The organism is Bradyrhizobium sp. CCBAU 51745 (assembly GCF_028128715.1).
In the GTDB taxonomy this organism is placed as follows: domain Bacteria; phylum Pseudomonadota; class Alphaproteobacteria; order Rhizobiales; family Xanthobacteraceae; genus Bradyrhizobium; species Bradyrhizobium manausense.
Map to the genome: position 1 here is coordinate 64,554 of NZ_LBJP01000086.1, position 17,910 is coordinate 82,463.

Below are 17,910 nucleotides of genomic sequence, written 5' to 3' on the forward strand. Positions count from 1 at the left end.
ACAACACCTGACTGAAGGACGCGAGCGAGCCATGTCCTCCCTTTCCATGTCGCCTCAACGGACTATTCGCGTTCTCGTGGTTGGCCTCGGCACCATGGGAATCAGCCATGCCCGTGCCTATAGATCAATCGAGGGTTTCGAACTCGTCGGTCTTTGCACCTCTCGCGCGGCCGATCGCGACGATCTCGAGGCCGAGTTTCCCGCGCTTCCGCGCTTCGAAAGCTACGACGAGGCGCTCACGCGTTTGCGTCCCGACGCCGTTTCGATCTGCACCTACACCGAGCATCACGCCGCCATGGCGTTGCAGGCTTTCGCTGCCGGCGCCCATGTTTTCTGCGAAAAGCCGCTGGCCGACACGCTGGATGCCGCGCGGCACGTCGTAAGCGCGGCACGCGCGGCCGGAAAAGCGCTGTTGATCGGCTATATCCTGCGCGTCCATCCTGCATGGTCGCGGTTCGTCGAGATCGGGCGAACGCTCGGAAAGCCGCTCGTCATGCGCATGAATCTTAACCAGCAGTCTGCGGGCTCCTTCTGGGAGGTGCACAAGAGGCTCATGCGGTCGACCTCGCCGATCGTCGACTGCGGCGTTCATTACGTCGACATCATGTGCCAGGTGACGCGAGCCCGTCCCGTCGCGGTCCACGCCGTCGGGGCGCGGCTGACGGGCGAGATCGCACCTAGCATGTACAATTACGGCCATCTCCACATCACGTTCGACGACGGCTCGGTCGGCTGGTACGAGGTCGGCTGGGGTCCGATGATGAGCGAGACCGCTCATTTCGTGAAGGACATGATCGGCCCCAACGGCAGCGTGTCGATCGTCGCGAAAGAGCGGAGCGATGCAGGCGCACGTTCAGCAGATCACGACACGCATACACGCACCAATGCGCTTCGCATCCATCACGCCGCGCGCGACGGCGAAGGCCGCTTTGCCAAGCCGGACGAGTTGGTCTCGACCGCAGATGAACCCGGCCATCAGGAGCTCTGCGAACGCGAGCAGCGGATGTTTCTGAGGGCGATCCGTGGCGAGATCGACCTGTCCGAGCATCACGAGGACGCGATCAACTCGCTCCGCATCGTCTTTGCCGCCGACGAGAGCGTTCGAACCGGTGAGGTCGTACGCCTGTAGGTCGGCACCCGTCTTCAACCGTCAACGATGGCGACCGCCCGCGTCCAGCCTGCGGATGCCCGCTCGATCTTGACCGGAAAGCACGACACCATGAAGCCGGTCGAGGGCAGAAGCTCGAGATTGTGCAGCTTTTCGATGTGGCAATAGCCGATGTGGCGTCCGGCCTTGTGACCTTCCCAGATCAAGCTGGCATCCCTGGTCTCGGCATATTTCTTCGCGGTGTAGACGAAGGGCGCATCCCAGCTCCAGCCATCGATTCCGGTCAGCCGCACGCCGCGTTCCAAGAGATACATGGTCGCTTCATAGCCCATGCCGCAGCCCGAGGTGACGTAGTCCTGCCGGCAATATTTGGCGCCGGCGCTGGTGTTGACGACGACGATCTCGAGCGGCGACAGCTTGTGCCCGATCCGCTTCAGCTCCGCCTCGACATCTCCGGCAGTCGCCACATATCCGTCCGGCAAATGGCGGAAGTCGAGCTTGACGCCGGGCTGGAAGCACCATTCCAGCGGCACCTCGTCGATCGTCCAGGCGCGCTCGCCGCGGTTCATCGTGGGATGGAAGTGCCAGGGCGCATCGAGATGGGTGCCGTTATGGGTGGACAGATTGACCATCTCCACCGCCCAGCCCTGGCCGTCAGGCAGGTCCTCCGCCTTCAGCCCATCGAAGAACTGGAGCATGCGCGGCAGGCCCTGTTGATGATCGATGTATTGAATGGTCGGATGGTTGCCCGGCGGATCGGCCGGCACGTCGTTTTGCAGCGGGACCGAGATATCGATCAGTTTGCGCGCCATGGTGTTTCCTCGTTGCCTGTTTTTGTCTGCTTGAATCCCAAACGTCTTTGCGCTCAAGCGTCTTGCCGCTCGACCCTGTTCTTCAACACGCCGATTTTCTCGACTTCGAGCTCGACCGTGTCGCCATGCTCGAGATACCAGCCGAGCTCGAGGCCGCAGCCATTGCCCACTGTGCCCGAGCCGATGAATTCACCCGGCATCAGCGTCTCGTCCTGCGTGACATGGGCGATGATCTCCTCGAATGAGAACAGCATCCCGTCCGAGACGCCGGTTGAGCGGGTCTCGCCGTTGACACGGGCTTCCATCTTCAACCTGTAGGGATCGCCGATCTCATCCGGCGTCACGATCCACGGTCCCATCACATTGCCGCCGTCAAAACTCTTGCCCTTGGCGGGGCCGAGCCGTCCCTCCATCTCGATACGCTGCGCATCGCGCGCCGAAAAATCGTTGAAGATGGTGTAGCCGAAGATGTGATCCCCAGCCTTTGCCGCTGGAATATTCGCGCCCCTGTTCTTGGTGATGATGCCGAATTCGAGCTCGTAATCCATCACCTTGCTGTAGCGCGGCCATTTGACGGTCGTGTTGGTGCCGCGGACACTGAAGCGGTTGGTAATGTAGAAGATCGGCTGCTTGCGATAGACCTCGGGCAGCTCGCCGAGCGGCTCGGCGTCGATCCGCGCCAGCTCCGCCATGTCGCCTTTCGCGCGCGCCGCGAGCTTACGCTGCCCGCGCGGCGCCTGGAGGATGTGCAGCGGGAACGACATGCCGTCACGCATCTGCCGAGGCTCCGGCACCGGCGCGAGGAGGTCCACCGCAGATGCCGCCGACGACAGCGCCGGATCCGCGCCGTATTTTTCGAACAGCCCCGCCGCCTGCTCCAGCGCGCGTGGCCCCGCGTCGATCAGCGCCAGCATCGAGGCAAAGGCCTGAAGATCCTGTCCATCGCGTGCAGCGGCCGCGGCGATGTCGAAGATCCGATCGTCATTGGAATGCACGATGCCGATCCGGTCCTGACCGGCCGACCTGAATGTAGCGAGTTTCACCTTGGACACCTCTTGCTTTGGTTGGAAATATATGATCGAATAAAATATCGATAATCAAGATAAAAAAATGCAAAGTGGGAGGATGGCCTTGAAGAGGCAGTTGGCAAGATTGGCGGTCACGCTGGGTATTTCGCTTCAGATGGCTTGCGCATTGGCTGGCGCGGCGGCGGCACAGGCGAAAATCCAGATCGGTTGCACGGCCACCTCCGACTGTGCGTCCGCCATGGTCGCCGTCGACGAGGGCATCTTCAAGAAGCACGGGCTCGACGTCGAGATGACGCCGATCGCGATCAATTCGAACATCCCTGCCGCGATCCTGTCGAACTCGATCCAGATTGGCGGGCCGACCTCGACCGTCTTCCTCCAGGCAGTTGACGGCGGCCTCGATCTGGTCGGCATCGCCGGCGCGTCGGTGATGAACCCGACGTCGAACATCGCCATCACGGCTTTCGTCCGCAACGGTATCACCATCAACGAGCCCAAGGATTTCGTCGGCAAGAAAGTCGGCGCGCCGGGACTGAACGCCTTCCTGCATGTGCTGTTCGTGAAGTGGCTGGTGGAGAAAGGCGTCGATCCCAAGAGCGTCAAATTCGTCGAGGTGACCTTCCCGACCATGGCCGACATCATCAAGTCCGGCGGTGTCGATGCCGTCCTCACCGCCGAGCCGTTTGTCACCCGCATGACCAATGCGGGCCTCGGCTCGGTCGGCGCACGCTACGCCGTCGAACTCGCCCGCACCGACCCGATCATCTTCTACGCGGCATCGCGCGAATGGGCGGAGAAGAACGCGGCGATCGTGACGAAATTCCGCGACGCGATCGCGGAAGCGGCAGTGATCGTCAACAGCGACCGCGAGAAGGCCTCCGCTTCGATCGCAAAGTTCACCAAACAGCCGCTCGATCTCGTCAAGGCGACGCCTCCGAACCAGTCCGAGCCACGCCTGAAGCCGGAGAACCTCGCCTGGTGGATCGAGGTGATGTCGTCGCAGAAGATGCTGCAATCAAAGCTCGATACAAGCAAACTGGTGCTGAACTGAGGACCCTGCGATGCCGGCTTCCGAACGTCCTGTCGAACGTCCGAGCGGCGAGGCCGGCACCTTGAGCGAGCGCGCGGCCAGCCTCCTCGAGCAGGACATTCTGGCCGGACGCCTGGCGCCGGGGTCGCGGCTTGGCATCGTCGATCTCGTGCAGCGCTATGAGATCGGCGCCACGCCGCTCCGCGAAGGATTGTCGCGCCTGATGTCACGCGGATTGATCGTGGGCATCGGCCAGCGCGGTTTTCGCGTCGCCGAGGTCAGCCGCGAGGACCTGGCCGATATCACCTGCATGCGCACCGCCATCGAGAAAGAGGCGATCCGGCTGGCCATCATCCTTGGGAATGACGCGTGGGAGGCCGGCATCGTCAGCGCGCTGCACCAGATGCGTCGCCACATCGAGCGCACCGGCAACGAATTCCGCGAGGGCGCCGCCGATTTCGACCGCCTGCACAAGGGCTTTCATACCGCCCTGCTCTCGGCCTGCGGTTCGGGGCGGATGCTCGGCGCGCATTCGGAGCTCTACGACCAGGCCTATCGCTACCGCCGCGTGATGATGCGCGGAATTGACAGCGGTGCAGAGTTTATCCGCAGCCATCAAATGCTCGCCGACCGCGTGCTGGCGCGAGACGTCGAAGGTGCACAAGAGATGCTGGAAGCGCACCTGCATTCGACCATCAATTTCGTCTATCCGCCCGCCAGCGAGAGCAACCGATGACCCTTCTTGCAAGACTTGAAGACGTAAAGGCGGCGCGGCGGCAAAAGCCGTTGATCAGCTTCAACGGGGCGACGCTTCGGCTTGGCGGCAAGACCATTATCGAGAATCTCGATCTTGCGGTGCGGCCCGGCGAATTCCTCTGCATTGTCGGCGCCTCCGGTTGCGGCAAGACCACTGCATTGCGGCTCGCGGCGGGCCTCTATCGTCCGACCGGCGGCGCCGTCACCTTCGACGGCCAGCCGATGCTCGACCCGCGCCGCGAGGTCGCGATCGTATTCCAGGACTATGGCAAGGCGCTGCTGCCCTGGCGAACCGCAGCCGGCAACATCTCGCTGGCGCTGGAGGCCAGCGGCATTCCCGCGCGCGAACGACCCGGCCGCATCGCGGCATTGCTGCGCAAGGTCGGCCTGCCCGGCCATGCCGACAAATATCCGGCGGAAATGTCCGGCGGCATGCAGCAGCGGTTGCAGATCGCGCGCTGTCTGGCACAGGAGCCGACCACGCTTCTGATGGACGAGCCGTTCGGCGCGCTGGATGCGATGACGCGGCAAGGACTGCAGGACGAGGTGCTGTCGTTGACGGCGGCGAGCAACACCACCGTGATCTTCGTGACCCACGATCTCGACGAGGCGATCTATCTCGGCGACCGCGTCATCGGCCTGTTGCCGCATCCCGGCCGGATCGGAATCGAGCTGGATGTGAACCTGTCGCGCCCGCGCGACCAGCTTGCCACAAGGGAGCATCCGGAATTCCTGCGGCTGCGCCGGCAACTCTTCGACTTCATCAAGGCGACCGAACATTGAGCCTCGAACGCACCAAGCCGCTGCTGCTGCCGCTCGCGGCACTGCTCGTCTTCGAGCTCTGGATCCGCCTCGCCCATTTGCAGAGCGACAGCCTGGCGCCTCCGAGCGCGGTGCTCGCCGCTCTGGTCGCAGCACTCGCCGACCTCACGATCCCGATCGCCACCCGTGACACGCTGCTCGCGGCGTTTGCGGGGCTCGCGATCGGCAGCGTGATCGGGCTTGCGCTCGGGATCGCCTTCGGCATCTCGCGCGTGCTCGATCGGTTGATGGAAGTGACCATCGAGGCGATCCGGCCGATCCCGTCGATCGCGCTGCTGCCGATCGCGCTGATCGCGCTCGGCTTCGGCTATCGCATGGAGATCGTGATTGTCGCCTTTGCCTGCGTCTGGCCGATGCTGATCCTGAGCCGCACCGCCGTTCGCGGCATCGAGCCGCGGTTGATGGAGGTGTCGCGGGCGCTGCGGCTGACACCGGTGCAGCGGATCATCAAGATCATCATTCCAGCCGCTTTGCCGCGGATCTTCGTCGCATTCCGCCTGTCCGCCGGCATCGCATTGATCGTCGCGGTGACGGTCGAGATCGCGATCAATCCGCTCGGGCTCGGCGCCGGCATCATGCTTGCGCAGCAGGCACTGCGGCCGGATTTGATGCTCGCTTATCTCGTCTGGATCGGCGCCATCGGCTATGGGCTGAACCTCGCTTTGATCGTCGTCCAGTACCGCCTGTTCGGCCGCGCCGCCACTGCCGGAGCCGGCTCATGAGCGCCACCGCAACGATCTGGCGCATGGCGAGTTTCGCAGTCGCCGCCGGCTTTGTCGGGCTGTGGCAGCTCATTGCCAATCTCAAGCTGGTCTCGCCTGTGTTTCTGCCCGGCCCCGATCGCGCCTGGGCCGCACTGATGCGTGGCTTTGCGAGCGGCGATCTCACCAGCAAGCTCGTCGGCACGCTGGAGCACATGGCCTATGGCTGGCTCGCCGCTTCGATTGCGGGCATCGCGCTCGGCGCCCTGATCGGATCTTCTCGCCTGATGCGCATCTATATCGCGCCATCGCTGGAATTCCTGCGTCCGCTGCCGGTCTCCGCCATCATCCCGGTCGCGATCGCGATGCTCGGCTTGACTGAAGGCATGGCCCTGTTCGTGATCGCCTTCGGTGCGATCTGGCCGATCATGCTTGCGACCATTCACGGTTTTGCCGCGGTCGAGCCGCGCCTCTACGAGGTCGCGCGCGCGTTGCAGATGTCGCGCACCGCCGTGGTCTTCAAGATCGCATTGCCGTCGGCCCTGCCCGACATCCTCGCCGGCATGCGGCTCAGCCTGACGGTCGCGCTGATCCTCTCCGTCGTCTGCGAGGTGCTGGCCGGGCTCGACGGCCTTGGCCATTGGGTGCTGCTGTCGGCGCGCGCATTTCGGTCGGCCGATCTGTTTGCCGGCGTGATCCTGCTCGGAGCCACGGGCTATGTCACGTCGGTCGCGATGTCACTGGCCGAGCGCAGGTTATTGGCGTGGCAGTCGACGCGCTGATCAGCGCGGGACGACAGCTGTCGCTTCGATCTCGACACGCGCCGACGGCTCGACCAGACGCACGACCTGCACCAGCGCCATGCTGGGGTAATGGGTGCCGACCACCTCGCGATAGGCTTTGCCGAGCGCCTTCAGGTTCGCGACGTACTCGTCCATGTCGACGACATACCAGGTCAGGCGCACCAGATGGTCCGGCCGCGCGCCGCCTTCGGCCAGGATTGCGACGATGTTTTCGAGCGTCTGGCGGACTTGTGCGACGAAGCCGTCGGCAAACCGGCCCGCGACGTCCCAACCGACGACGCCACCCGTCACGACCAGGCGTCCCTCGGCCGTGATGCCGTTGGCATACCCTTTCGGCTGCGGCCAGCCGCTGGGCTGAAGCACTTGCAGGCCGCTGGTCGCACCGGCTTCCGGCTTTCTCATCGTACTCATGGAGAACTTTCTATCTTCTCAGCGCGGCTTCAACAGCTCGCGCGCGACAATCAGTTTCTGGACCTCGGTCGCGCCCTCATAGATGCGCAGCGCCCGGATCTCGCGGTAGAGGCTCTCGACGACCTCTCCTTTACGCACGCCGCGGCCGCCGAACATCTGGACGGCGCGGTCGATGACGCGCTGCGCAGTCTCGGTCGCAGTCAGCTTCGCCATCGCCGCTTCACCCGTCGTCGGAAGTTTCTGGACATCGCGCCGCCAGGCCGCGCGATAGGTCAGGAGCGCGGCGGCATCGGTGTCCGTCGCCATGTCGCCGAGCGCGGCCTGGGTCAGTTGGAGATCTCCCAAGGTCGCGCCGAACATCTTGCGGCTGCGCGCGTGCGACAGCGCTTCGTCGAGCGCACGCCGGGCAAAGCCGAGAGCTGCGGCCGCGACCGAGGCGCGGAAAATATCCAGCGTCTGCATCGCAAGCTTGAACCCGCCGCCGGGCGCGCCGAGGCAGCGGCTCGCCGGAATCCGGCAATTGGTGAAGCGCAACGTCGCCAGCGGATGCGGCGCGATGACGTCGATGCGCTCGGCAATGCCGAAGCCGGGATCATCGGGAAAGACGACGAAGGCCGAGATGCCGCGCGCGCCCGGCGCCTCGCCGGTTCGGGCAAACAGCGTGTAGACATCGGCAATGCCGCCATTGGAGATCCAGGTCTTTTCGCCGTCGATGACGTAGTTGTCACCGTCGGTCCGCGCGGTGCAGGACATCGCCGCGACGTCGGATCCCGCCTCCTTCTCGGACAGCGCAAAGGCCGCGAGCCATTCACCGGAGCGAACTTTCGGCAGCACTTGCTTGCGCAGCTCCACCGAGCCGCCGAGCGCAATCGCGCCGGAGCCGAGCCCCTGCATGGCGAAGGCGAAATCGGCAAGTCCATCGGCATAGGCGAGCGATTCGCGCGACAGGCAGATCGAGCGGGAATCGATCGTGGCCGCATCGCCGTCGGGCGCCGCCACCGCGCAATCGAGCAGGCCCGCCTCGCCCATCGCGCGCACGAGGCTGCGGCAGGCGCCGTCGACATCGTCGTGATCGATCGTGTCGAGCGCGCCCGACTGCACGAAGCGGTCGAGCTTCGCGCCGATTGCCTGGTGGCGCGGTTCGAAGAACGGCCAGTCCAGCCAGTCGCGCCTGATGACTTTTGCAACGGAGCTCATCTGTCACCTCCTCCGTTCACTGGGCGCTAGCTGCGGCAGCGCGCGCCAGGTTGGTTTCGTACTGTCCCTTGGCGGACAGATATTGCTTCGGCCAGCTGACCGCGGTGATGCCGATGCGCGCCGCTTCGTGCAGGGTCCAGGCGGGATCGGCCAGATGCGGCCGCGCAATGGCGCAGAGATCGGCGCGGCCGGCCGCCAGAATCGAGTTGGCGTGATCAGCCTCGGAGATCGCGCCAACGGCAATCGTTTCGATGCCGACCTCGTTGCGGATCAGGTCGGCAAAGGGCGTCTGGAACAGGCGTCCATAGATCGGCCGCTCCTCCTTCCAGACCTGCCCCGAGGAGCAATCGATCACGTCCGCCCCCGCCTGCTTGAACATCGCGGCGAAGATCGCCGCATCGGCCGGGGTGTTGCCGCCGTCGGTCCAGTCATGACAGGACAGGCGCACCGACATCGGCCGATCGGACGGCCACACCGCCCGCATCGCCTTGAACACCTCCAGCGGATAGCGCGCGCGGTTCTCGTGGCTGCCGCCGTACTCGTCCGTGCGCCGGTTGGTGAGCGGCGAGAGGAAGCTCGACAGCAGATAGCCGTGGGCGCAATGCAGTTCGAGCCACTCGACACCGGCGGCCGCCGCACGGCGGGTTGCCGCGACGAAATCGTCGCGGACGCGGTCCATATCGCGGCGGTTCATTTCCCGCGGCAACTGGCTGTGGGGCAGGTACGCCAGGGCCGACGCCGAGATCAGCGGCCATTCGCCCGTCTCGAGGGGTTGATCGATCCCCTCCCACGGCACCCTTGTCGCGCCCTTGCGCCCGGCATGGCCGAGCTGAATCCCGACCTTGGCATGCCCAACGCTGTGGACGAGCTCGACCAGCCGCCGCCATTGCTCAGCCTGCGCATCGTTCCAAAGCCCGAGGCAGCCCGGCGTGATCCGCGCGTCGGGCGAGACGCAGGTCATCTCGGCGAAGACCAGCCCGGCGCCGCCCATGGCGCGCGCGCCGAGATGGGCGATGTGGAAGTCGTTGATGAGCCCGTCCTGCGCCGAATACATCGCCATCGGCGAGACCATGATGCGGTTCGCCAGCGCAAGGCCGCGCACGCGGTGCGGCGTCAGCATCGGCGGCGGCACCCGCTCGCCGTCCTTGACGGCGATCCCTGCGCGCGCGGCGAACCAGCGCTCGAAACCTTCCAGCCAGGTGCGGTCGCGCAGGCGAAGATTCTCGTGGCTGATGCGCTGCGAGCGCGTCAGCATCGAATAGAAGAATTGCGGCGGCTCGAGCGTGTCGGCGTAGCGCCGGCCGACCACCTCGAACCATTCCATGGCGTTGCGCGCGGCGTTCTGGATACGCGCGACATCGACACGGCGCACCTCCTCATAGGCCTCCAGCACGGTCGGGATACCGTCGCGGCCGTGACCATGGCGGTCGAACTGGTTGGCGAGCTCGATGGCGTCGTCGAGCGCGAGCTTGGTGCCCGAGCCAATGGCGAAATGCGCGGTGTGCGCGGCATCCCCCATCAGCACGACATGCGACTTGCCGTTGAAGACGCTCCATTTGCCGCAGATCAGGCGGCTGAAATTGAGCCAGGCCGAGCCGCGCAGATGGCGGGCGTTGGTCAGGAGCTTCGCGCCATCCAGCGTCTCGGCGAAGATCTTTTCGCAGAAGTCGATCGACGCCTGCTGATCGAGCTCGCCCAGTCCGTGGGCATTATAGGCTTCTTCCGTGGTCTCGACGATGAAGGTCGAGGTCTCCGCGTCGAACTTGTAGATGTGCGCCTGGAACCAGCCGTGCTCGGTCTTCTGAAAGTCGAACGTGAAGGCGTCGAACGCTTTCTTGGTGCCGAGCCAGATGTAACGATTCGGCCGGATCACCATGTCGGGCTGGAACTGCTCGGCATAGCGGGCACGAATCCTGGAATTGACGCCGTCGCAGGCGACGATCAAATCGGCGTCGGGAAATTCGAGATCGGACTCGACCTCGCGCTCGAACACGAGCTCGACACCCAGCGCCTCGCAGCGCCGCTGCAGAATGTTGAGCAGATGCTTGCGGCCGATGCCGATGAAGCCATGGCCACTGGTGCGCTGGCGTGTCCCCTTGAAGACCAGCTCGATGTCGTCCCAGTGGTTGAAGGCGTCCTCGATCTCGGCGGCGCTCTCGGGATCGGCAACACGCATCGCCGACATCATGGCGTCGGAGAACACGACCCCCCAGCCGAACGTATCGTAGGGCTTGTTGCGCTCGACCACCGTGATGACATGCTCGGGATGCCGACGCTTCATCAGCAGGCCCAGATAGAGGCCGGCCGGGCCGCCGCCGATACAGACTATGCGCATGATCCCTCGCTTTCGCGCGTCGCGCCTGATGTCGAGCTCTCACTCAAATTATTTTAAGCATAAAGTATTTCGCCGGCTCGTGCGTTGTCAAGGCGGTTCTGCAATGCCCCCCGGGCGGCGCGCAGAGCCGCGGCATCGATCTTGAAACCGGTATAAATTGGAGACAAGGCGGCGCCGAATCCGAGGACCCCGGGCTCCGCCTTGAATTTACTTTTGGTACGAACTATCTTGCCCAGGTCCGCGAGAGCTGCGCCAGCTTTCGAAAGGCCATCAAGCCCGGGAGATTCGATTGGCACTCGCGAAGGAGCCCACGCCTGTTTCGGCCAAGAATGGAGCGGATCAGGAAGCCGAGTACAGGGCTCAAACCCGAGTCTGGCTCCGGCTGCTCGCCTGCACGACCCTGATCGAGGGCGAACTGCGGCGCCGGTTTCGCGAAGAGTTCGATTTCACCATGCCTCGCTTCGATGTTCTCGCTCAGCTGGACCGCGAGCCGAGCGGGCTTGTGCTGGGAGAGCTGCCCAAGCGCCTGATGGTCTCGGCCGGGAACCTGACGCCGATCGTGGACCGCCTGGTCGCGGACGGATACATCACCCGCACGCCGTCGAACCTCGACCGCCGCGTGCAGATCGTCTGCATGACGGTCGAAGGCCGCAAGACCTTCAGGCGAATGGCCAAGAGCCACGGCGCCTGGCTTGCCGAGCTGCTGGCGAATTTCCCGGCGGACCGGTTCGACGGACTGATCGGCGAGCTCGACGAACTCAAGAGCGCCGTCAGGGACGCGCTGCAGAAACCGTGAATCGATCGACGCTCAGCGCCGCAACGTCACGCCGGCCGCCTCGCGATCCCATGTGTCCGCGGTGACGCCCGCCTCACGCAGCACGCCCTTCTTGATCTTGCCGTTTTCCGTCAGCGGCATCTGGCTCAGAATGCGCACATAGCGCGGGATGGCGAAATAGGCGATCTGGCCTTCGCAGTGCCTGACAATGTCGACGGGCTCGAGCGATTGGCCAGCTTCCGGCAGGATCGCAGCCGCAACCTCGTCCTCGCCCAATTCCGACGGCAATGGGTAGATCGCGCAGGCCGCGACCGCGGGATGGGACTGGATGGTCTGCTCGACCTCCCATGAAGACACGTTCTCACCACGTCTGCGAATCGAATCCTTCATGCGATCGATGAAGCGATAGTGTCCGTCAGCATCCCGAACCACCCGATCGCCGGAGTGGAACCACAGATTGCGCCAGGCCTCGACCGTCTTCTCCGGCATGCCGAAATAGCCGGTGGCAAAAGCAAAGGGCTCACTGGCGCGCAGCACGAGCTCGCCGGCCTCGCCATCGGGAAGCGCTGAATCATTCTCGTCGACGATCCGCGCTTCAATGCCGTCGGCCAGATAGCCCATCGTCCCCGGACGATCGGACGGGATCGTACCCGCGAACACGAAATTGGTCTCGGTCGACCCGTAGCCGTCGACCAGCGGGACATCAAACCGCTCATGGAACGGACCATGGATCTGCGGCGGCACGCCGCCGCCGAGCGCAACACGAAGGCGATGCGTCTTGTCGTCCGTCGTCGCCGGCTGCGCCAGAAGCATCGATGCCATCGCGCCGAGCAGATAGCCGACCGTTGCATTGTGCCGTCGCGCCGCGGCCCAGAAGCCGGAAGCGGAGAATTTCGGCTCCAAGACATAGGTGCAGCCGGTCAGCAACGCCTGATAGAACGCGTTCAGCGCGTTGGTGTGGAACAAGGGCAATGTCGTGAACAGCACATCCCCTTCGCGGATGCCGAGCGCCCGCGCCGAGTAGATGCCCCACCAGAACAGCTGCGCCTGCGGGCAGCACACCCCCTTCGCAGGCCCCGTGGTGCCTGACGTGTAAAGGATCGCAACGGTGTCGCCGGGACGCACGGCACATGCCGGAGCGGACGTTCCGAGAGGCGGCAGCGACACCGCCGAAAGCCCGGCATCGAACGCCTCCCCGGCAGCTCCGATGATCCAGGTTCGGGGCGGCAGCTCGACACCGGCTTCCACACTCTCGAACGCACCGGCGAACTGCGCCTCAACGGCAAGAAGCGCGGGACGCGAGTTGCGGAAGATGTGGGAGAGCTGGAAGCCGCGCAGCGCGGTGTTGATGGGGACCGCGATGGCTCCGAGCCACGCACAGCCGAGATAGACCTGCAAGAACTCCGGACGGTTCGAGCACATCAGCGCGACGCGATCGCCGGGCTTGATGCCGGCATCGACGAGCGCCTGCGCCGATGCAGCCGCGATCGCCGCGGTCTGCGCAAAGGTCCAGCGCGTCTCGCCCGCGACAAGCAGGACGCGATCGCCATAGCGTTCCGCCTGCCGCCTGAGGATGGTGGAGAGGATCCGGTCGGACGGTGGAAACAGCTCGACCGCGCGCGCCCAGACCGGCGGCACGTTCTTCGCCGTCGCGTCGTTCTCCGTCACGATCAGGCTCCCACCTCAGGGCAACAACTTATATTTACCGTCCACGATCTGGACCATGATGCGCGAGCGGTCGTCGACGCCATGCCGATCCGCCGGCGTATAGGTGTAAACGCCCTGGGTGCCGACAACCTCCTTGGTGGTGAACAGCGCCTGGCGAAGCGCGATACGGAATTCCGGCGAGCCGGGCTTGGCACCTGATGCCATCGCACGCTTGGCGGCATCGGCGAGCACCAGCCAGCCATCGAAGGAATAGGACGAAAACGAATCCGTCGGCGCCTCGCCGTTCGCCTTCTCGAAGGCCGCACGGAAATCCAGCGCCACCTTCTGGATCGGATTGCTGGGGGGAAGCTGCTCCGCCGCGGTCACCGGCCCGGTCGGACAGATGATGCCGTTCGCCGCCTTGCCGGCAAGGCGCAGGAAATCGGCGCTGATCATGCCGTGATTGCCGAAGAGCGGCCCCTTGTAGCCGCGCTCGGACAGCGCGATCACCGGCAGCGCACCGGGCGTTCCCGTTCCGCCCAGCATGATTGCGTCGGGATGCGTGGCGACAACGCGCAGCACCTGCGCTGTGACCGAAGAATCCGAACGCGCATAGCGCTCATTGGCAATGATCTTGATGTCGGTCGTCTTCGCACTTTGCTCGAGCGAGTTGTACATGAGGTCGCCGAACGCATCGGAGAACCCGATGAAGGCAACGGTCTTCAGACCTTTCGCCTTCATGTTGTCAACGATCCCTTGCACCAGCAGCGGCGTCGGTTGGGGCGTCTGGACGACCCATGGACCGCCATCGCCAGGCGGCACCGGCGCGATCGGCGACACCGCGATCATTGGAATCTTCATCTCGATCGCCGCCGTCGCCATCGCCAGCGTCTGGGGGGCGCCGGACGTGCCGATCAGGACATCGACTTTCTCCTGCTCGACGAGCTTGCGCGCATTGCGCGCCGACGCGGTCGGATCGGAGCCGTCATCGAGCTGGATGACCCGGACCTTCTCGCCGCCGATCTCGCCGAGATAGGCCTGCCCTGCCGCAATCCCCTTCGCGTTGGGAATTCCAATCGACGACACCGGCCCACTGAGGCCGGTGACGAAGCCAACGAGGATGTCGGCCTGCACTGCTTGTGGGACGGCAAGCAGCAATGCAGCGGAGGCGAGCAGGCTCTTGGTCAAGTTCATGGCACCTGTCTTTCGTGAGAATTTCTTGTTCTGATCGGCAAGCGCCATTGCAGGGCTCAGGTCGAGGCAACCAGCGCGATGACGCGAAGCGGACTGCCGGAGCCGTTCTGGATCTTCAGCGGCGAAGCCACGATGACGGCGCCGGTGGGTGGCAACTGATCCAGGTTGCACAGGCATTGCAGGCCATAACGCCCTGCGCCGTGCAGGAAGTGATGCGCCGGATAAGGCGGATCGAAATGCCCGGCCTGCCCCGCATCGGTACCGATGGTCTCGGTGCCAAACCCGATGACGCCGCGCTCCTCCACCAGCCACTTCATCACAGCGGGATTCGGGCCCGGCGTATGTGCGCCGTCATCCCTGAGGTTCGCGTAGTCGCGCCAGCCCTTCTTCGACCAATCGGTGCGCAACAGAACCCAGTGACGAGGGGGGATCCGTCCATGCTTCGTCTCCCACGCTTCGACATCGGGGACGGTCAGGACGAAGTCCGGATCCTGCGCGGCCTGCGCCGAGCAATCGATGACGCAAGCCGGGGCGATCATGTCCTTCGGCGGCATGGTGTCGACGGCATTGTTTGGCAGATCCTTGCCGGTGAACCAGTGGATCGGCGCGTCGAAATGCGTGCCGGTGTGCTCGCCGAAGGTGACGTTGTTCCAGTACCAGGCCGGGCCGCGACCGTCATATCGCGAGATTTCCTGGATACGGACCGGCGCGGCCTGCCCGAACTCGGGCGGCAGCACGATGACCGGAAACTCCGGACTGAGCGTAAAGGTCAGGTCGACGACGCGCACCGCGCCCGAGGAAATCGCACTCGCCAGCTCCAGGAGATTCTTGCTTTGCATTGTGACGTCCTCCAGCTTGATTGAAATCCGCTGCTTACTTGTCGAGCTCGCGCTCCAGCGCTTTCGGATTGGCCGCGAGACGTTGCCGGATTTCCTCGGCGACGTCTCCGACATACATCTCTTCGAGCCCGCCCTTCAGACCCGACACGATCGCCTGCGCAATCGCGCGCGGCGCCACCTTCGGCGGCGGGACAGTCTGGAACCATTCGGTGTCGACGGGCCCGGTGAACAAATTCATCACCTTGACGCCGCCGGGCCTCAGCTCTGCACGAAGGCAGTGCGAGAGCGACAGGCACGCCGCCTGCGAGGCCGAATAGGCGCCAAAGGCAGGCCAGTTCGCCAGCGCATAGACCGAGAGAATATTGACCCACGCGCTACTACTATTGATGCCGTCGGCACCTCGCATCCGCATGGCGGGACCAAAAGCCTGCGCGAGATTGATGAAGCCGAGATAGGCCTGGTCGATCTCGTCGCGCGCAATGCTCGTGCCCCTGCGGTCGAGCAGGCCGCCCGGCCGCACATATTCCGTCGTGTTGACGAGGATATCGACCTTGCCGCCGATGTCGGCGGCAAGATCAGCCGCCGATTTTTCGTCGGCCGCATCGAGGGTCACGATCTCGATCCCATCCTGACCGCGCAGCCGCTCCTCGCCGGCAAAGGGCCGCCACGGTTCGGCGACGCCGACGAACACCGTCTTGGCGCCTGCGGCCTTCAAGGCAGCGACGGCTTCCTGGCCGATCATGTTACGGCCGTTGGTCACGAGCACGCGCCGGAATTTCGGATCGGCTGTCATTTCCCGCCACTGCCTGTCGTCCGCCATGTTCGGAGTCTCCCCCTCGGGATGGGCAAAGGCCACCGCCTGCCCGCTCTTGTCGAGCTGCAACGACATGCGGACGGCCGCGCCCTCTACACAGTCGGCATGAAGATGCGCGACAATGCTCGGACCGCAATCCATCTTGACGAGCCCGATCCGCCACGGCGCCCGTTCGCGAAAATAGACGTCGCTCGGCACGCGGGCCGTGGTCTCGGCGAGCAGGGTGCCCCGGCGTGGCGCGTCGATGAAGACAAGGCCAACCGAAAGACAGGACGGACATGCCTCCCGTGCCGGATAGGCAAAAGAGCCGCAAGCCTCGCAGCGTTGCAGCATGAAGCGGCCCTCGGCGGCCGCGCGCGTGAACCCGTGCGACGTCCTGCTGCGCGGTCGCGGAGGCGAGGCAGGCAGCCGCGTCCGCAGCAGCGGGTTCTTGCGCCGGGGCGGCTTGATCGGCTCTATCATCGCGAAGGCCCTGCAAAGATCGCGGCGCCCGAGGCGAGACCACGGTCATAGTTGATCATACCGAATCCCGAGGCCAGTGCGAGGCTGGCATTCCTGACCTGTGTGGGGCCTGCAGTGCCCAGAACCTGCCGCAGCCCCTCGACGAGACCGAGATAGGCGCCGGCCGCACCGGCCTGCCCGACGGAGAGCTGTCCGCCCGAGGTGTTGTGCGGGAAGTCGCCGTCGATCGTGAGATCATGCTGGCGCACGAACGCGGCGCCCTCGCCTTTCTTGCAGAAGCCAAGATCCTCGAACTGCATCATGGCGATGACGGGGTAATCGTCATAGGTCTGCACGACATCGAGATCATCAGGCTTCACGCCGGCCATCGCGTAGAGCTCGTCCACATCCATCGCCCAGCCGCCGCGCACCTGCATCGGATCGTCGGCAAAGGCATTGTGCCGCTCGATTGTCGACAGCAATCGCGCCGCAGGCAGACCCAGCGATGCCGCAGTCTCCTCGCGCATCACGAGGAGGGCCTCGGCGCCGGCGCACGGCATCACGCAATCGAACAGATGAATGGGATCGGAGATCGGCCGGGCGGCCAGATATTGCTCCATGGTCAGCGGCGTCTTCATCAGCGCATGCGGATTGCGCAAGGCGTTGGCACGCTGGGCGACGGCGATCCTGCCGACATCCTCACGCGTGACCCCGAACGTCCGCATGTAGTTGCGTGCGATCAGCGCAAAACTCGAATTGGCGCCTCCCGCGCCGTAGGGATAGACGGCGTCCTGGTTGAAGCGCGAGAAGTTCTCGAGGGTCCGCCTGAACGAATCGACGTGATTGGTGTCACCGGCGACACACGCCACGATGTCGGCGTCGCGCGCCTGAACCGCGCGCGCCGCCTTGCGCAGACCTGCAATGGCGCTGGCGCCGCCGAGCGGGATCGTATCTAGCCACCGGACGCACAGCCCGAAATGCTGCGTCAGTCCAACCCCGCTGTCAGTCCCCATGGTGAAGCTGGAGACGCACAGGCCGTCGATGTCGGAGGCCTTGATGCCGGCTTGCGCAACGAGCGCGCTCAGGGCACGGCCGATCCACCATTGCGCGCTTTCGATGGAGTAGCGCACATAGGGAATCGTGACGGGCGCGGCGATCACCACGCCATCATACGGTGTGCGCAAGGTGTTGGTCACC

17 protein-coding genes are annotated in these 17,910 nt (G+C 64.6%); 7 read left to right on the forward strand and 10 right to left on the reverse strand.

Going from position 1 to position 17,910, the window contains the following annotated elements:
- Positions 1–31: 31 nt before the first annotated feature.
- Positions 32–1,129 (forward strand): Gfo/Idh/MocA family protein, encoded by a 1,098-nt coding sequence (locus tag XH98_RS27015; RefSeq protein WP_442868636.1) that lies wholly within the window; start codon positions 32–34, stop codon positions 1,127–1,129.
- Positions 1,130–1,143: 14 nt separating this feature from the next.
- Here XH98_RS27015 and XH98_RS27020 read toward each other — a convergent pair whose 3' ends face one another.
- Positions 1,144–1,920, reverse strand: coding sequence for a cyclase family protein (locus tag XH98_RS27020; protein ID WP_271620438.1), 777 nt, complete (start codon positions 1,918–1,920; stop codon positions 1,144–1,146).
- 53 nt (positions 1,921–1,973) lie between these two features.
- The gene (locus XH98_RS27025; RefSeq protein ID WP_271602015.1) at positions 1,974–2,963 is read right to left on the reverse strand and encodes a fumarylacetoacetate hydrolase family protein; all 990 of its coding nucleotides are present in this window, start codon (positions 2,961–2,963) and stop codon (positions 1,974–1,976) included.
- Between the two features lie 139 nt (positions 2,964–3,102).
- On the opposite strand from XH98_RS27025, the gene XH98_RS27030 reads away from it, so the two are divergent.
- From XH98_RS27030 to XH98_RS27050, 5 genes are read left to right on the forward strand one after another with little or no spacing between them, the layout of a single operon-like run.
- A complete protein-coding gene (locus XH98_RS27030; RefSeq protein ID WP_333932745.1) occupies positions 3,103–3,999 on the forward strand; it encodes an ABC transporter substrate-binding protein in 897 nt (298 codons plus the stop codon).
- Between the two features lie 10 nt (positions 4,000–4,009).
- On the forward strand, positions 4,010–4,714 hold the full coding sequence (locus tag XH98_RS27035) for a GntR family transcriptional regulator (RefSeq protein WP_271602017.1): 705 nt from the start codon (positions 4,010–4,012) through the stop codon (positions 4,712–4,714).
- The gene (locus tag XH98_RS27040; protein ID WP_271620439.1) at positions 4,711–5,517 is read left to right on the forward strand and encodes an ABC transporter ATP-binding protein; all 807 of its coding nucleotides are present in this window, start codon (positions 4,711–4,713) and stop codon (positions 5,515–5,517) included. Before XH98_RS27035 ends, XH98_RS27040 begins: the two co-directional genes overlap by 4 nt.
- Entirely contained in the window at positions 5,514–6,278 is a 765-nt protein-coding gene (locus XH98_RS27045) for an ABC transporter permease (protein ID WP_271620440.1), read from the forward strand. Before XH98_RS27040 ends, XH98_RS27045 begins: the two co-directional genes overlap by 4 nt.
- Positions 6,275–7,039 (forward strand): ABC transporter permease, encoded by a 765-nt coding sequence (locus tag XH98_RS27050; protein ID WP_271602020.1) that lies wholly within the window; start codon positions 6,275–6,277, stop codon positions 7,037–7,039. The genes XH98_RS27045 and XH98_RS27050 overlap by 4 nt, the downstream gene beginning before the upstream one ends.
- Here the strand turns inward: XH98_RS27050 and XH98_RS27055 are convergent, their stop codons facing one another.
- Genes XH98_RS27055 through XH98_RS27065 form a run of 3 tightly spaced genes read right to left on the reverse strand, consistent with a single transcriptional unit; the run spans position 7,040 to position 11,003 of the window.
- On the reverse strand, positions 7,040–7,471 hold the full coding sequence (locus XH98_RS27055) for a RidA family protein (protein ID WP_220002884.1): 432 nt from the start codon (positions 7,469–7,471) through the stop codon (positions 7,040–7,042). It abuts the gene before it with no gap.
- A gap of 18 nt (positions 7,472–7,489) precedes the next feature.
- The gene (locus XH98_RS27060) at positions 7,490–8,668 is read right to left on the reverse strand and encodes an acyl-CoA dehydrogenase family protein (protein WP_271602021.1); all 1,179 of its coding nucleotides are present in this window, start codon (positions 8,666–8,668) and stop codon (positions 7,490–7,492) included.
- A gap of 16 nt (positions 8,669–8,684) precedes the next feature.
- Positions 8,685–11,003: a bifunctional salicylyl-CoA 5-hydroxylase/oxidoreductase gene (locus XH98_RS27065; RefSeq protein ID WP_271602022.1), complete on the reverse strand. Its 2,319-nt coding sequence runs from the start codon at positions 11,001–11,003 to the stop codon at positions 8,685–8,687.
- A gap of 289 nt (positions 11,004–11,292) precedes the next feature.
- Between XH98_RS27065 and XH98_RS27070 the strand changes: the two genes are divergently transcribed.
- Positions 11,293–11,799, forward strand: coding sequence for a MarR family winged helix-turn-helix transcriptional regulator (locus XH98_RS27070; protein ID WP_220002881.1), 507 nt, complete (start codon positions 11,293–11,295; stop codon positions 11,797–11,799).
- 12 nt (positions 11,800–11,811) lie between these two features.
- Here the strand turns inward: XH98_RS27070 and XH98_RS27075 are convergent, their stop codons facing one another.
- The 5 genes from XH98_RS27075 to XH98_RS27095 are packed head-to-tail and all read right to left on the reverse strand — an operon-like array spanning position 11,812 to position 17,909.
- Positions 11,812–13,446 carry an ATP-dependent acyl-CoA ligase gene (locus XH98_RS27075; protein ID WP_271620441.1) on the reverse strand — a complete coding sequence of 545 codons (1,635 nt, stop codon included), beginning with the start codon at positions 13,444–13,446 and terminating at the stop codon, positions 11,812–11,814.
- Between the two features lie 15 nt (positions 13,447–13,461).
- Complete coding sequence (locus XH98_RS27080) at positions 13,462–14,619, reverse strand: ABC transporter substrate-binding protein (protein WP_271620442.1); 1,158 nt, start codon at positions 14,617–14,619, stop codon at positions 13,462–13,464.
- 56 nt (positions 14,620–14,675) lie between these two features.
- Entirely contained in the window at positions 14,676–15,458 is a 783-nt protein-coding gene (locus XH98_RS27085; RefSeq protein WP_271620443.1) for a cyclase family protein, read from the reverse strand.
- Between the two features lie 34 nt (positions 15,459–15,492).
- Positions 15,493–16,734, reverse strand: coding sequence for an SDR family NAD(P)-dependent oxidoreductase (locus XH98_RS27090; protein WP_271620444.1), 1,242 nt, complete (start codon positions 16,732–16,734; stop codon positions 15,493–15,495).
- The gene (locus XH98_RS27095; RefSeq protein WP_271620445.1) at positions 16,731–17,909 is read right to left on the reverse strand and encodes a thiolase family protein; all 1,179 of its coding nucleotides are present in this window, start codon (positions 17,907–17,909) and stop codon (positions 16,731–16,733) included. The genes XH98_RS27090 and XH98_RS27095 overlap by 4 nt, the downstream gene beginning before the upstream one ends.
- Between the last annotated feature and the right edge of the window lies 1 nt (position 17,910).

Bases quoted from the DNA above. Each gene is read 5' to 3' on its own strand.
- XH98_RS27015 (WP_442868636.1), top strand. From the start codon at position 32: ATGTCCTCCCTTTCCATGTCGCCTCAACGGACTATTCGCGTTCTCGTG.
- XH98_RS27020 (WP_271620438.1), bottom strand. From the start codon at position 1,920: ATGGCGCGCAAACTGATCGATATCTCGGTCCCGCTGCAAAACGACGTG.
- XH98_RS27030 (WP_333932745.1), top strand. From the start codon at position 3,103: ATGGCTTGCGCATTGGCTGGCGCGGCGGCGGCACAGGCGAAAATCCAG.
- XH98_RS27035 (WP_271602017.1), top strand. From the start codon at position 4,010: ATGCCGGCTTCCGAACGTCCTGTCGAACGTCCGAGCGGCGAGGCCGGC.
- XH98_RS27040 (WP_271620439.1), top strand. From the start codon at position 4,711: ATGACCCTTCTTGCAAGACTTGAAGACGTAAAGGCGGCGCGGCGGCAA.
- XH98_RS27050 (WP_271602020.1), top strand. From the start codon at position 6,275: ATGAGCGCCACCGCAACGATCTGGCGCATGGCGAGTTTCGCAGTCGCC.
- XH98_RS27055 (WP_220002884.1), bottom strand. From the start codon at position 7,471: ATGAGTACGATGAGAAAGCCGGAAGCCGGTGCGACCAGCGGCCTGCAA.
- XH98_RS27060 (WP_271602021.1), bottom strand. From the start codon at position 8,668: ATGAGCTCCGTTGCAAAAGTCATCAGGCGCGACTGGCTGGACTGGCCG.
- XH98_RS27065 (WP_271602022.1), bottom strand. From the start codon at position 11,003: ATGCGCATAGTCTGTATCGGCGGCGGCCCGGCCGGCCTCTATCTGGGC.
- XH98_RS27080 (WP_271620442.1), bottom strand. From the start codon at position 14,619: ATGAACTTGACCAAGAGCCTGCTCGCCTCCGCTGCATTGCTGCTTGCC.
- XH98_RS27085 (WP_271620443.1), bottom strand. From the start codon at position 15,458: ATGCAAAGCAAGAATCTCCTGGAGCTGGCGAGTGCGATTTCCTCGGGC.
- XH98_RS27090 (WP_271620444.1), bottom strand. From the start codon at position 16,734: ATGATAGAGCCGATCAAGCCGCCCCGGCGCAAGAACCCGCTGCTGCGG.